Origin of the sequence: Bacillus sp. CHD6a, assembly GCF_001293645.1 — a bacterium.
Taxonomy (GTDB): domain Bacteria; phylum Bacillota; class Bacilli; order Bacillales; family Bacillaceae_I; genus Sutcliffiella_A.
On sequence record NZ_LBMD01000012.1, the window covers coordinates 44774 to 59712 of the forward strand.

The 14939-nt window shown below is 35.5% G+C and carries 13 protein-coding genes; 12 read left to right on the forward strand and 1 reads right to left on the reverse strand.

The features are described 5' to 3' along the window. Positions 1 to 38 precede the first annotated feature (38 nt). The 12 genes from AAV98_RS11230 (at position 39) to AAV98_RS11285 (ending at position 13399) form a co-directional block, all read left to right on the forward strand. The gene (locus tag AAV98_RS11230) at positions 39 to 1292 is read left to right on the forward strand and encodes a S1C family serine protease (protein ID WP_060665657.1); all 1254 of its coding nucleotides are present in this window, start codon (positions 39 to 41) and stop codon (positions 1290 to 1292) included. 108 nt (positions 1293 to 1400) lie between these two features. Then, positions 1401 to 1556, forward strand: coding sequence for a CxxH/CxxC protein (locus tag AAV98_RS11235; RefSeq protein ID WP_065240321.1), 156 nt, complete (start codon positions 1401 to 1403; stop codon positions 1554 to 1556). A gap of 82 nt (positions 1557 to 1638) precedes the next feature. Beyond that, positions 1639 to 2118, forward strand: a complete 480-nt coding sequence (rlmH, locus tag AAV98_RS11240; protein WP_060665659.1) for a 23S rRNA (pseudouridine(1915)-N(3))-methyltransferase RlmH — start codon at positions 1639 to 1641, stop codon at positions 2116 to 2118. 163 nt (positions 2119 to 2281) lie between these two features. Beyond that, a complete protein-coding gene (locus tag AAV98_RS11245; protein ID WP_060665660.1) occupies positions 2282 to 2506 on the forward strand; it encodes a hypothetical protein in 225 nt (74 codons plus the stop codon). A gap of 325 nt (positions 2507 to 2831) precedes the next feature. Continuing rightward, positions 2832 to 3074: a hypothetical protein gene (locus tag AAV98_RS11250; protein ID WP_060665661.1), complete on the forward strand. Its 243-nt coding sequence runs from the start codon at positions 2832 to 2834 to the stop codon at positions 3072 to 3074. A 1025-nt stretch (positions 3075 to 4099) separates the two neighbouring features. Then, positions 4100 to 5263 (forward strand): dynamin family protein, encoded by a 1164-nt coding sequence (locus AAV98_RS11255; RefSeq protein ID WP_060665662.1) that lies wholly within the window; start codon positions 4100 to 4102, stop codon positions 5261 to 5263. Beyond that, complete coding sequence (locus tag AAV98_RS11260) at positions 5263 to 7569, forward strand: dynamin family protein (protein ID WP_082380872.1); 2307 nt, start codon at positions 5263 to 5265, stop codon at positions 7567 to 7569. The genes AAV98_RS11255 and AAV98_RS11260 overlap by 1 nt, the downstream gene beginning before the upstream one ends. After that, complete coding sequence (locus AAV98_RS11265) at positions 7556 to 8152, forward strand: hypothetical protein (protein WP_060665664.1); 597 nt, start codon at positions 7556 to 7558, stop codon at positions 8150 to 8152. The genes AAV98_RS11260 and AAV98_RS11265 overlap by 14 nt, the downstream gene beginning before the upstream one ends. A gap of 18 nt (positions 8153 to 8170) precedes the next feature. Next, complete coding sequence (locus AAV98_RS11270) at positions 8171 to 11410, forward strand: ATP-binding protein (protein WP_060665665.1); 3240 nt, start codon at positions 8171 to 8173, stop codon at positions 11408 to 11410. After that, positions 11407 to 11970 carry an HNH/ENDO VII family nuclease gene (locus AAV98_RS11275; protein ID WP_060665666.1) on the forward strand — a complete coding sequence of 188 codons (564 nt, stop codon included), beginning with the start codon at positions 11407 to 11409 and terminating at the stop codon, positions 11968 to 11970. Before AAV98_RS11270 ends, AAV98_RS11275 begins: the two co-directional genes overlap by 4 nt. After that, positions 11970 to 12362, forward strand: a complete 393-nt coding sequence (locus AAV98_RS11280; RefSeq protein WP_060665667.1) for an SMI1/KNR4 family protein — start codon at positions 11970 to 11972, stop codon at positions 12360 to 12362. Before AAV98_RS11275 ends, AAV98_RS11280 begins: the two co-directional genes overlap by 1 nt. 260 nt (positions 12363 to 12622) lie before the next feature. Beyond that, on the forward strand, positions 12623 to 13399 hold the full coding sequence (locus AAV98_RS11285) for a hypothetical protein (RefSeq protein ID WP_060665668.1): 777 nt from the start codon (positions 12623 to 12625) through the stop codon (positions 13397 to 13399). A gap of 262 nt (positions 13400 to 13661) precedes the next feature. Here AAV98_RS11285 and AAV98_RS11290 read toward each other — a convergent pair whose 3' ends face one another. Beyond that, positions 13662 to 14867, reverse strand: coding sequence for a M20 family metallopeptidase (locus AAV98_RS11290; protein ID WP_060665669.1), 1206 nt, complete (start codon positions 14865 to 14867; stop codon positions 13662 to 13664). Between the last annotated feature and the right edge of the window lie 72 nt (positions 14868 to 14939).

A 14939-nucleotide genomic window follows, 5' to 3' on the forward strand; every position in this document is an offset into this window, starting at 1 on the left:
CAAACGTTGGTTGTGACGTGAAAGAAAGGAAGGACAACATGGGATATTACGACAAACAAGGTCCATCGGATCACTCCAAACAAAAAGGAAACAGAGGGAAGTATATTCTCCCTGGAATGGTAGCATTGTCTCTTGGTATTTTATTACTAGTTGTAGCGTTCCCAGGACTAACAGGACGCGTGATGCCAGAGAGAAGTGACCGTCAAGCGCTTGAACAACGAGAACAGCTCCCAGAACAACCTGAATCCGGCGGGACAGCAGCGGAAATTCGAAACGTCTCTGTTAATGTAACATCAGGTGTTACAGAAGCGGTGGATAATGTCGCAGAAGCAGTCGTCGGTGTCATCAACCTGCAAAATGCCTCCTTTTGGAACGATACAGAAGCGGAAACAGACGAAGAAGGCGAAGCAGGAACAGGGTCTGGTGTTATTTATAAAAAAGAAAACGGAAGAGCCTATGTGGTAACGAACTATCATGTCATTGAAGGGGCAACGCAGGTGGAGCTGAGCTTAATTGATGGGACAAGGGTACCGGCAGAGGTACTTGGAGAAGACCCGCTCACAGATCTTGCCGTGTTGTCTATGGCAGATGAAATGGTCACAAAGGTGGCAGACTTCGGCAACTCCGACAGCGTCCGCACAGGCGAACCTGTTATAGCCATTGGGAATCCACTTGGGCTGCAATTTTCTGGTTCTGTTACACAAGGAATCATCTCCGGAACAGACAGAAGCATTCCGGTGGATGTAAACAGAGACGGCACACCTGACTGGCATGCGGACGTTATGCAGACGGATGCAGCCATCAACCCGGGGAACAGCGGAGGAGCTTTGATTAATATCCAGGGAAAAGTCATTGGCATCAACTCGATGAAAATTGCACAGTCTGCGGTGGAAGGAATCGGCCTGGCCATTCCGGTTAACTCGGCGATACCAATTATTAAAGACCTCGAGCAATACGGACAAGTTAAACGTCCTTACTTTGGGGTCAGCATTGGTTCATTGTCCGATGTATCCAGCTATCACTGGCAACAGACACTGAAGCTTCCGAAAGAGGTCAGTGCAGGCGTATACATTACTGGAGTGGCACCAGGGTCTCCGGCAGCCCTTGCAGGGTTGCAGGAATACGATGTAATCGTGGAGTTAGATGGCGAGCAGGTTCGGGATGTGATTGAGTTGCGTAAACATCTTTATAACGAAAAACAAGTCGGCGATGAAATGGACGTAACATTTTATCGAGGGCAGGAACAGAAAACAACCACTGTAAATTTAACAGAAGATACAACCGGCGAATAGGAGAAAAGGGGAGGGATAATAAAAATCTCTCCTCTTTCTGTTTTCTAACATGTGGATAAATGGTATTCTAGTGAAGTTAATGAAGGAATGGAAAGGATTGTGGATAAAATGAAATGCTGTTTAGAGCATATTGAATTAGCAATGGAAATGTACATAGATGAACACGAAGAGGCACCAATTCTAGAGATGTTACCGGAAGAAGAGAAGTTATCAACAACCTGTGAATTTTGTAAAGAAGCTGCAATATATATGGTGGGGAACTAATATTCGCCCACTAAATGTGGATAGAAATTGTTGATATGTGGATAACTTTTGTGGATAAACTGTTTGCAAGGTGGTATGACATGTGAATATCTCAATAATCACAATTGGAAAACTGAAAGAGAAGTATCTGAAACAAGGAATAAATGAGTACTTGAAGCGTTTAAGTGCCTACGCAAAAATTGACATCGTGGAGCTTCCAGACGAAAAAGCACCCGAACAACTAAGCGATGCCGAAATGGAACAAGTGAAAAATAAAGAAGGCGAACGGATTCTAGGGAAAATCTCCGTTGACACCCATGTCATTGCTTTGGCGATTGAAGGAAAGCAGCGTTCTTCTGAAGAATTGGCGAAGGAAATGGACAAGCTTGCGACCTATGGGAAAAGCAAAGTGGCGTTTGTGATTGGGGGATCTTTAGGATTGAGCGGGGACGTAATGAAGAGGGCGAATGATACGCTGTCTTTTTCAAAAATGACATTTCCGCATCAGTTGATGAAATTGATTTTATTGGAACAGGTTTATCGTGGGTTTAGGATAAATCGGGGTGAACCGTATCATAAGTAAATAAGGTTCAACATATGAGTACCGGTTATAAAGATCAAGATGTTAAAATAAGATGAATTGTATATAGTCTTAAGAATAATGAAGGCAATGTAACCTTTGGGTTCAACCTCGTCAATTGATGTGGTTGAGCCTTTTTTGTTTTTAAACAAGAGGAGGAGAGAGGATGAGAAAAGAGCGTTTGTTAAGAAGGTTAGACGAAATTGGTTTAAGCTTAGAGAGAACACAGGGAGCGTTGTTATTGTTAGGACTTGGTTCAGTAGGAAATGAATTGGATCGCTTAGACGAATTTTCAGATTTGGACTTTTTCGTTATTGTAAAGCCTGGATATAAAAGGAGTATGGGGACGTACCCTGTGCTCCCTTTTTTAAGTCCATTTTTTTCCTCTTAAATAACTACGGTGATGCTTACCATTATGCTAAAAGGACAGAAGGTTTATTAATTATTGTTAGAGGGGTTCAAGGGTTCTTTTATTAATAATCTATACGTTTGGTTAAAAAAGTACATATAATGTTAACAGGAGAAGGAATCCAGAAAAAGTAGCTTTTTTCCTACTTTTTCATTAACAGGTTGTGTCGAAATAAATATTAAATTGTCAGTATTTAACGACAAGAAGTAGTTCTATTTATAAGTAAATATTGTCATAATTTATTATGGAGTCTTGAAAATGAATTATTAATAATGGGAGAGGAGGTTAACAAGGAGGAAGTTAATAAATGACAATAACTTCACATGCTCATTTACGCATGAATGAAAGAATTACGCCAATGGGGTTCAACTTTGCTCGAAAGTTTGCAAAGAATGAAATTGAATCAGGAGTACCTAGTTTTACCACATTTAAAGACGGTAAAAGTAAAACAAAGGTAATCAACAATGGCATAATCTATATCGTTGATGACACAAATCAGTGTAATAAGGTTGTAGTGACAGTATATCTTGAATCTGAATACCAGGAGTGATGAGTAATGTTTAAGACGATTAAGAAGCTGAGAACCAATCCACCGGATGTTTAGTTGTTTTAATTAGATGTAGATCCCAGTGTATTAAGAAAAGTAAAAAAAATACTAATACGAAGTCTCTCATTATTCCTCAAGACTCCAACTAATGAATAATGAGTAGAGAAGACAAGTATTAGTAACTAAAGTATTTGTATATCAGAATGGTAGAAAAACGTATTATAATTTTCAGAAATAACTGCTTACAATGAAGAGAAGATAAGATTTCAATATACAACCTAATAATTTGTATAAGTCTGTCCTTTTTACAGAAAAAAATATATTAATACTAACTGAATAAATTATTGGTAGATAGATTTAATTAGATTAGAAATAGTTCTTATATCAAAATAGAAAGCCTTAGTAGATCAATTATGTCTATTAGGGCTTTTTCTTATTATCTATTTACTTTAGAGCATATAATTGCCCTTCTAAAAAAATTAATAATAAAACTCACATAAACATTAAATACAGTTTAAGTCCAGGTATATTATACAATTATTTGAAATAATAAATAGACACTTTGGAAATCGGCTAATGTTCACATATCTCTGTCACTTCTGAAGATTATGTTGAATTCAACCTTGCTCATTTTCAAATCGTAGTGTTATAAATAAGCATTTTTTATTGAAATGAAATCAGAATGATGTTGCTAATGAAAATAATGAAATTCCCTATTTCTTACTGATAAAAATTCGGATTTCTTTTTTATGATATTTGTTAGATTTTAAGGCTGTCTTTGTATGTTGAAAAAGATATTAATTACAATATCCTACAAAAGTACATAAGTATCGACAAATAGTGACATGTTTCTATAAAATCCTTTAGTAAAATAGTAATAGAATAAAGTATAAAAATAAATGAGTGATAAATGAATTATATTTGTCTTTCTATAAGCACAAATTTATAAATACCCCAATCCGAATTTAGTAGTCGAAATAATCAAGAAAGATAGCAACCAGGTTGGCTTAGAAAAAGAAGATAGGTAGGTGATTAAATTGATAGATGAAAGCAATAGTTACAAGGAAAATTGGCTAGCCATTTTATACTATTTTGCAAAAAAATATTCATCAGATTTTACGAAATCAAGGAAGTTAATCAATAATTATGCATCTAGTATTTTTTCTGAGCAAATTAATGAATCAAAGTTTATTAATCAGAAGTACACACAACTAAAAAGAAATAAGTTTTACATCCATAGATATAAAGAATATGTTGATGAATTTCCAAGATTAGTTCATGAATTTGTGATCAATCCAAAACATCCAATAAAATTAGCAAATGAAATTGATCACCTGTTGGAAAGAATAGGCTTAAACGTCAATTCGAAAGATGGAAAATTAATAAAGAGAATAATTGTTACAGCTACCATGAGTGCGGGTAAATCAACTTTAATTAATGCCCTTATTGGAAAGAAAATAATGGAAACTAAAAACGAATCATGTACTGCTAAAACCTATGAAATCATGGAGGATCCAGAAGCTGCGGATGTTATCTGTGTTTTTCCAGATAAGCAGGTAGAGTTAAATAAAGATGTAGCGACCATTATACATAACGAAGCAAACTCGAATATTAAAATTCGGAGTAGCATGTATCACATAGGAGATAATCTCCTTTGGGAACTAATTGATACACCAGGAATTAACTCTTCTGTTGACCCTGAACATAAACAAATTACGCATGAAATGATTAAAAGAAACCAGTTTGATTTTTTACTTTATGTGATGAATGGAAATCACTTGGGAAGTAATGATGATTTAGAGCATTTACAGTTCATAAGTGAGCATGTAGATCATTCAAAAATCATTTTTATCATTAATAAAGTAGACCAGTTTCGTAAAGAACAAGATTCAATCAAAACAAGCTTTAAACAAGTGGTGAAACAACTAAAAGGACTTAAGTTTAAAAAGCCTAAAGTTTTTCCGCTTTCAGCTTATGCGTCCTATTTATTTAAAATTGAATTATTAGGACAAACCTTGGATGAAGAAGAAGAGGATGAGTTAAACCTCTATAAACGTAAATTTAATCGGAAGGAATGGGATTTATCATCTTATGGAAATTACCACCACCTTCAATTAATTGAAATAGAAAACATTTTAAAACAGTCTGGTATTGCAAATTTAGAAGCAGAACTTGTAGGAAAGGATGCATAATGATGACAGAAATTTTTATTAAATATAATCCGTATAAACTTGAAACTGTTGTTAGAATTGATGGCGAACGAGTAGCAGATAACAGTGAACTAAATGTAGGAGATAAACGTATACAAGAGTGGGTAGAAGACCTGCCAATGTTGTTGCAAGAGGAATGTAATGAGGACAGTTTTGATTTAACCTTTCAAGGAACATTAATGGACTTTGAAGATTTACAAGAATCAGTTGAAGAAGCAAAAACAAAAGGAATTATGATTCATTTAACCCATATTCCAGCAAAAGAAGTCACACATATGGAGTTAGCAATCGAAGAAGTATTTGATGAAATTATTCATGGCCCTATTGATGAGTTAAAAACAAAAGACTTGCAAGATGCATTTAAGAAAGCGTTAAATAGCGAATTTGAAATTACAGTTGTAGCAACCATGAGTGCTGGAAAATCAACTTTAATTAATTCTTTGCTACAACGTAAAATCATGCCATCGAGTCAAGAAGCATGTACAGCAACAATTGCTAGAATCAAAGATACGGATGACCCAGATTTTTTCGCAGTTGCTTATGATGATAATGGAAATAAGGTTAAAAGCGTAAATGATGTAACACTTGAAGATATGTCAAAATTAAATGCTGATGAAAATGTCTCTACAATTCATATTGAAGGAGACATTCCGTTTACCTCTACTGAAGAAATGTCACTAGTCTTAATTGATACACCAGGACCTAATAATTCCCGTAACGAAAACCATTTAAAAACGACTTTTAAAAACTTAGATGAATCATCAAAAGCTTTGGTATTATACATTTTAAATGCGACACAATTAGGTGTTAATGATGATTCTAAATTGCTTGACGTTGTAGCAAACAGTATGAAAGTTGGTGGAAAACAATCAAAAGATCGTTATTTATTTGTCGTTAATAAAATCGATAATTTCCGTAAAGGCGAGGATGATGTTCAACAGTCCTTAGAAAAAGTTCGAAAATACTTAGCAGATCGTGATATTCATAATCCGAATCTATTTCCAGCAGCAGCACTCCCTGCATTAGATATTAGGGAATTAATGAAAAACCCAGCTGCAATTGATGAAGATTTAGAAGACGAGATCTTAATGACTGCACGTAAACTAAACCGTAATCAACAATTACACTTAGAACATTATGCGACGTTGACATCCAGTACGAAAAAGAAAATTTTCGACCGTTTAGCCCAAGTTGATGATGGCGATATCATGAATCTAGAAACCGCTTTAATCCACTCAGGTATCCCAGCTATTGAGGAAACAATTAGATTGTATGTTGAAAAATACGCGCGCACTGCAAAAATTAAAAATGTTGTTGATACGTTCCATAAAAAGCTCGAAAGCTCTAAAGCATTTGAAGAAATGAAAAATGCCATTGCAAAGAATACAGAAAAACACGCACAAATTCGTGAGCAAATTTCTATGATTGAAGATAAATTGAATTCTGGTGAAGAGGCGCAGAAATTTAAAGAAAAAATTGAAGTGTTAGATATTTTACCTGAATTGAAGGATGAGTCGAAAAAATTCTTACGTCAACAGCAGAAGGAATTGGATAGGTTCTTAATAGGGAAAGCCAACCAAGAATTTACGCATCACGAGGCGGAAACCTTTATCAATAACTTATCTAACCATGCAAATCAATCACAAGCGAAACTAGCAACGGAATTAGAAAAACTAATAGATACTAAATTAGTTAAAACAGCATTGTATTTATTAGAAGAATATAAAAATAAAATTGTGAGTTTAATTGACGGTTTAGAAACAGAGGAAATTTTCCTTGAGCCATTCCAGTTAATTTCTTCAGAAATTGACTTCTCTCAAGAGAAAAATCGAATCATGGAAACAGCTAAATACACAGAACGTGTAAAAGTTGGAGAACAACAAGTTCATAATCCTAGTAGACAGGGGTTTTTTGGATTCTTTAAATTTTGGAAGCCAAAATATATAACTGAAAATGTATACGAAAATCGCGAGAAAATTAAAGCGCATGTCATTGCAGAAGAATATGGCCTGTTAATTCAGGAACACCAACGTAACCTTGGCAAATCTATCGAACTACATGCAAAAGAAGAACTGAAAAAATTGAAGTTTGATTATAACCGAAAGTTCGAAAAAGTAGACCAATTATTACGTGAGAAATTAAATGAACTAACAAAATTTACAAATGATGCAGAAACGGTTCAACTATTAATTGATGAGTCGAAACAAAAACTAGTGTGGCTTGAAAAGATTGAAAGAAAAGTAAACAATATCATTGAGATTGAGGAGGTAGCTTATGCTCTCAAATAAGTTTAAAGAAGCAGTAATGGCTCAAGATATTACGCGTGTCAGATTGATGATGAAAGATAGTTTAACAATGGATCTTACATTTCGACAGTTTCAAGAAATGTTAGATTTTGCGGTTTCACGTATTCCAGGTTTAATTGAAGTTCATGATGGTACTACGTTCGAAGGAAAATCAAGCTGGAATAAAGACTATGCTAGTGATCTAAAAGTAGATTTAATCGACAATTTCTCTTCTCAACGCATTGCACATATTAAAGATGTTCAGCGTTTTGTATATGCTGATAAGATAGTGGTTGAAAAACAATATGCAGCACCAGAAACGCAAGCAGTACAAGTAGCAATTTCACCAACAAGAGAGCCGTCACAACACAATCAGACTTATCCAAGAGTAAGCGGTCAGTCTCAATCTTCATCACGAAATATGGATAGTAGTACAATGGCTACTTTAATTCCGACTCTCGGAGTAGCAGCCGTGTCTATTTTATTCGGGGTTATAAGAAATGCGGCAATTGTGAAAATAGCCACTACTACAATTATCGCAACTTGTGTCATTGGTGGAATCACATATTATTTAGTAAAAAAATAGTGAAGGAATGTATATAATATGTCAGAAATTCTACTAGTTGAATCTGCAAAAAAAGATATTGTCATACCTAAATTCAATACCTTCCAAGAGCAGGTAAGTACGGCTTTTGAAGTAGTAGATGATGTTGTTTTTAAGAATTACATCTCGAAATTAGAACAGATGAATATTATCCCGTTAGATCAAAGTCTATTAGAAAAAAATCTAGCAAAATCGGTAAGGATGTTTAAAATAAATGAGATTGTTTATGCTAAAGATGAGGATTCCACGTATAAATTATCCAGTGTGCTAAACGCAGGGGCTGTAACAGAAAGTTCTGTTTTTATTTTAGTAGATAGCGATGGAACGAAAGTTGACTTTTATATGGGAATCCGCTCACTAAATGAAAGTAATAGCACAAAAACATCGTATGATACGTTGAAAAATGCAATGAATGGACATTTTCCGGGGATTAAAACAGAAAATGTTTTAAAAGATGAGATTGAAGAGATATTAGATGGAATCGGTACAAACGCTGTATCTATTGTTACAGGAGTAGCTAATTACAAAGCTAGTGGATTGCAAAATAACCAATCTTTCATTCAAGGTTTAGAGAAATTGGCTTTAACCATGCAGGGTGAAGTTTTTACAGGAGTTATTTTAGCTAATCCTACTAATACGAACCAATTAATAGAAGTAAGAAAACAATATGAGAATATTTATTCGATGCTTTCGCCGTTAGCAACTACACAAGTGTCGTATGGAATAAATGAATCTACTAATAATACATTTACTCATACTCAAGGTACCACAGAAGGTACGACTCATACTGAAAATGAGTCTAATACGGATACCGTCGGATCTTCAGAATCTACCAATACAACAACTAGCCATTCAAAGAATACAGGTAAAAGTGCTGCAGGTAAAACAGCAGCTGGTGCGTTAACGGTTGCTGGGGCAATTGTAGGAAGTGTTGTACCTGGAATAGGAACATTAATTGGAGGAGCCCTTGGAGGTCTTGCTGGTGGGGCAATTGCTGCCATTACCCATGAGACAGTAAGTACAACTGCTGGGACCACGAATTCAACTAATGCTAGCTCGGCTACAACGACTGGTAGTTCAGAAGCAGTGTCACAAACAACTACAGAGAGTCATTCAGATGCTGTAGGTACAACACTTGGAAATACAGAAACAATTCAACTAACACAACATAATAAAACTATTCAAAGTTATTTAAGTAAAATTGACCAACAATTAGAAAGAATCCAAGAATTCGAAAGTTTAGGGATGTGGGAATGTGCGGCATATTTTATGTCTGATACCCCATATGCGGCAGATATCGCGGCTGCTACTTACAAATCTTTAATGCAAGGAGAAAATACAGGAGTAGAGATTTCTCATATCTCTAGTTGGTCCGGGAATAAGCAAGAAACTCATGAAATTCAAAACTATGTAAAAAATTTTATACATCCAGTATTTACCTATAGCAATAAAGGAATTGAATGGCCAATTTTGCCAACTTCATTAGTAAGTGGGAAAGAATTAGCGATCCATATGAGTTTACCTCGTAAGTCGATTAATGGATTCCCTGTAATTGAACATGCAGAATTTGCTCAAGAAGTTGTTACTTATCGTGAAACAGAAGGGCGCAATATTAATTTAGGTTCTATCTACAATATGGGACAGCCTACAAATTCCCGTGTGAAAATTGATTTACAAAGTCTATCGATGCATACACTTATAACAGGTTCGACAGGTTCTGGGAAATCCAATACGGTCTATGAAATCCTGCTTCAATTAAAAAATCAGGGAATTAGGTTTTTAGTAATCGAGCCTGCAAAAGGTGAATATAAACATGTTTTTGGACATGATTCAGATGTAACAGTACTAGGAACTAATCCTAATAAATCATCGTTATTAAAAATCAACCCATTTTCATTTCCTGAAGATATTCACGTCTTAGAACATATTGACCGATTGATTGAAATATTTAATGTTTGTTGGCCAATGTATGCAGCAATGCCAGCTATTTTAAAAGAAGCGATCATCCATTCATATGAACAATGTGGCTGGGATTTAGAGTACTCTGTAAATGAACATTCAGATAGTATTCCTACATTTAAGGACATTTTAAACAGCTTAGAAGAAGTCATCCAGCAATCTGCATACGATGCGGAGACAAAAGGAAATTACACTGGGTCTTTAGTGACACGTATTAAATCATTAACAAATGGTATTAACGGCCAAATCTTCTGTTCAAAAGAATTAGATAATGAACTTTTATTTGATCAAAATGTTATTGTTGATTTAAGTAGAGTCGGATCTTCAGAAACAAAAGCGTTAATTATGGGGATTCTTGTGATGCGTCTAAGTGAATATCGAATGGCGAATGCAAATGGCATGAATGAACCATTGAAACATGTGACTGTGTTAGAAGAAGCACATAATATTTTAAAGCGTACAAGCACAGAACAACAGAGTGAAAGCTCAAATGTATTAGGGAAATCTGTAGAGATGCTTTCGAATGCAATTGCCGAAATGAGAACTTTTGGTGAAGGCTTTATTATTGCAGATCAATCTCCGAGTACGTTAGACATGTCAGCAATCCGTAACACGAATACGAAAATAATTATGCGTCTACCAGATGAAATGGACCGACGTTTAATTGGAAAATCAGCTAGTATGAAGGATGAGCAATTAGATGAAATTATCAAATTGCCACAAGGTGTAGCTGTTGTGTTTCAAAATGATTGGGTTGAACCAGTGTTATGTAAAATCAATTATTTTAACCAAAGTTCAAAATTATATCAAGAATCTATTCTTAAACAAACTGTAAATGCCGCTGAGAAGAAAAAGAGAATTCTTAAGTTTTTATTACAAAAGCGTGTTCGTGAAGCTGAAGTTGATGAGCAAGATTACCTTAATCAAATTGCTGATGGATTGCTACTATCAACAAAGGTGAAACTTTCTATTCAAAGAGCAGTCCATGAAGAATCCTATCGCAGTAAATTATTTGAAAAAGATATGTTTAGTGAATTATCAAAAGTAGTCTACGAGCTATTGAATGGGAAAACAAATGTATCAAAATTTGTGAAGGAAGGTAACAATATTAACGACGTAAATCGATATTTATATGAATTTATTGAAAAACAAATTCCTGGATTATCCCACGAATATTTAATGGCAACCATTCAATGTTTGTTACATACAGACGGAATCATGAATAAACGTGAAATCTATGATTCTTGGATAGAAGCCGTTCGTGGAGGTAAAATCAAATGATTGAACTAGCAAAAACAACAGAGAAATTACAAGTGGAAACAGGTGAAAAGGATAAGTGGAATACAAATATTGAGAAATTACCGTTGGATAATTGCTCTGTAGGAGAATTACAAGAAGGAAAAGTATGGGAGATAACTGAGGACGCGAAAGAATATAAAACCTTGGACGAAGCATTAGATGAAGCATCAGTAGAGGAAAAGTCCATCTATGAAGAGGCGAATCTAGAAAAAGGTGAAGTAAATGGCCGTGAAGTACTTCAACGTACAGATATAGACTATGATGCAGTGGATTCTCTAGGTCGGACAAATTTAGAAAGAATGCAGCAAGGGATGCCACCACTGGTTGATGGAAAACCAATAGAATTACATCATATTGGTCAAAAATCAGACTCTCCATTAGCTGAATTAAAGGTTGAAGAGCATAGGGGGCCAGGGAATGACGGCATTTTACATGACAAAACTGTTGAGTCTGAGATAGACCGTCAAGAATTTAAAAAAGAACGTGAAGACCATTGGAAAGAACGTGCAGCACAAGTCTTAGAAGAAAGAGGTAATGAATAATGGATGTATTAAATATTTTAGATAATGCTGATATTAGAACAGTGGGACCAATAGATGAGGACGTAATTACACAAGCTGAAAAAGAATTAAATGTTTCTTTCCCGAGATCTTATAAAGAGATTGTTAAGCAATACGGAGTGATTTCAGCAGGAACGGATGAAATATTTGGTTTAGGTGTGAGTGGTTATTTAAATGTCGTAGAATCCACAAAAGAAGAGCGTACCTTAGCAAATGGAGAATTAGACAAGTATATTGTCATTCAAAATTTAGGGATTGAAGGTATTTTAATTGTGGTGGACGAAAATGATAATACTTTTGAATATGCAAATGGAGCATTTACAAATTTATTCAGTACTACAGAAGAATATATTAATAGTCAAATTCTAAAATAAAATTTTAAAATCTTAAAGAAAAAGGCATTGGATATAGGTTTCACCAATGCCTTTTTTGCCTCTTAAATAACCACGGTGAACCGTATCATAAGTAAATAAGGTTCAACATATGAGTACCGGTTATAAAGATCAAGATGTTAAAATAAGATGAATTATATATAGTCTTAAGAATAATGAAGGCAATGTAACCTTTGGGTTCAACCTCGTCAATTGATGTGGTTGAGCCTTTTTTGTTTTTAAACAAGAGGAGGAGAGAGAGGATGAGAAAAGAACGTTTGTTAAGAAGGTTAGACGAGATTGGTTTAAGCTTAGAGAGAACACAGGGAGCGTTGTTATTGTTAGGACTTGGTTCAGTAGGAAATGAATTGGATCGCTTAGACGAATTTTCAGATTTGGACTTTTTCGTTATTGTAAAACCTGGATATAAAACAAGATTTCTTGAACTGCTTGATTGGATTAGTGCCTCACATCCGATTGATTATGCTTTTAAAAATTCGAGAGATGGTTTTAAAATATTATTTTCAGATGGAATATATGGAGAATTCGCTGTTTTTGAAGAACAAGAACTAGAGAATATATCCTATTCAGAAGGTCGTATTGTGTGGAAAAAATCTTCATTTGACGATTCCAAGATTCCATCTTCCCAAGTTCAGAAGTCAAACATTCATGAGGTTTCTCTCGATTTTTGCATTAATGAAGCTTTGACTAACTTGTATGTAGGGTTATGCAGGTATGCCAGGGGAGAGAAGCTTTCCGCATTAAGGTTTATTGAAGGTCATGCAATTAATAGCATCCTTAAGGTGTTACACTTACTTGAAAAGGAAGTTGCCTATTATCCAGATGCTTTTGCAAACGAAAGAAGACTGGAGAAGAGATTCCCTCGCTTTGCAGTTAAATTAGAACATATGTTACAGGGATACAACCGTGTTCCTGAATCAGCAAATGTGATTTTAGAATATATAGAATCCGTGCATCCTATAAACAAACAAATGTGCAATGAAGTTAGAAAATTAATAAAACTTTGTCTGCAAATATAATCGGTTCGCATAATATTTTTTTGTTAACGTTTTGACTGATCGTCTTTCCTTGATACACGTTAGTAAAGTTAAAAAGAGGTGCCTGTCCCCCCCTGGTCTTGGTCGTTTTGATTTAACAAATTGGGGAGGTGACAGGCACTTTTTCTTAAATGAGAACCAGTTACTGGATGGATTAAAATGGTTCTGACTGATCAGGTTTTTGGTGGTATTAGATGTTACACCTTTTTATATCCGTACACAGCACTGTTTTTTATGTGTTATTCTACCTTGTTTCTTGCACCACTACCATTTGGTTTTGAACTTTTAGGTAATCCAATGTGACCTGTGTTAATGTTTTGGCAGCGATGAGCATTGCTTTTTCGTCAAAATCGAATTTTGGATGGTGGTGTGGGTAGGTCTCTGTACGATCTGAACATTGTGCACCTGTGAAAAAGAATGTGCCTGGAATTTGCTCTAGGTAGTACGAAAAGTCTTCTCCTCCCATTTGAGCTACAGTTTCGCGAACAACTGAGACTTCCTTAACGGTGGCTGCTGATTTAGCAAGCTGTTCAGTTTCTGCTTTATGATTGACCGTTGCTGGATAACCATGAACGTAATTTAGTGAGTATTCTGCCTTATGAGCGATGCAAAGACCTTTTACAATTTGCTCAATTTCTTCTTCAATTAGCTTTTGAATTTCTTTATTAAAAGTGCGAACCGTTCCTTTCAATTGAACAGTATCCGCAATGACATTAAAGGCGTTTCCTGCTTCAAAAGAACCGATGGATACAACCGCTTCATGTAAAGGATCCACTCTTCTAGACACGATATGTTGTAGGTTGACAACAATCTGTGAGGCAATGACGATAGAATCCCTGGTTAGATGTGGCTGTGCTCCGTGTCCGCCTCTTCCCATTATCTTCATTTCAAAGCGGTCCGCTGCTGCAGTTAGAGGTCCTTCCTTATATAGAATTTCCCCAAGTGGTGCAGTTGCCCAAAGGTGTGTACCAAAGATGACATCAACACCTTCTAAACAACCATCCTCAATCATATTAATGGCACCACCAGGCTGCATTTCCTCAGCATGCTGGTGAATAAACACAATCGTACCTTCTACATCTTCTTTGATGGCATTTAATGCTTTTGCTACACCTAGAAGAGTGGCTGTATGACCGTCATGACCACAGGCATGCATCACCCCTGCTACTTTTGATTTGTAGTCAACGTCATTTTGTTCTTGTATTGGAAGGGCATCAAAATCAGCACGAAGAGCTACCGTCTTACCAGGCTTACCGCCTTTTAAAGTGGCAACTACACCTCTTCCTCCAACACTTTCCCGTACATCATGACCTAACGTACGATGAAATGCTGCAATAAATCGAGGCGTCTCGACCTCTTGAAATGAAAGTTCAGGATACATATGTAGATGTCTTCTTATTTCGACCATTTCCTCATATACGCTATCAAGTATTGTGTTAATTGATTTCATTGAAATAGCACCATCCTTATAATTTTTTAGATAAATAGGAAGAAGTCTGCTCCTGTCATTGATTTGAACGCT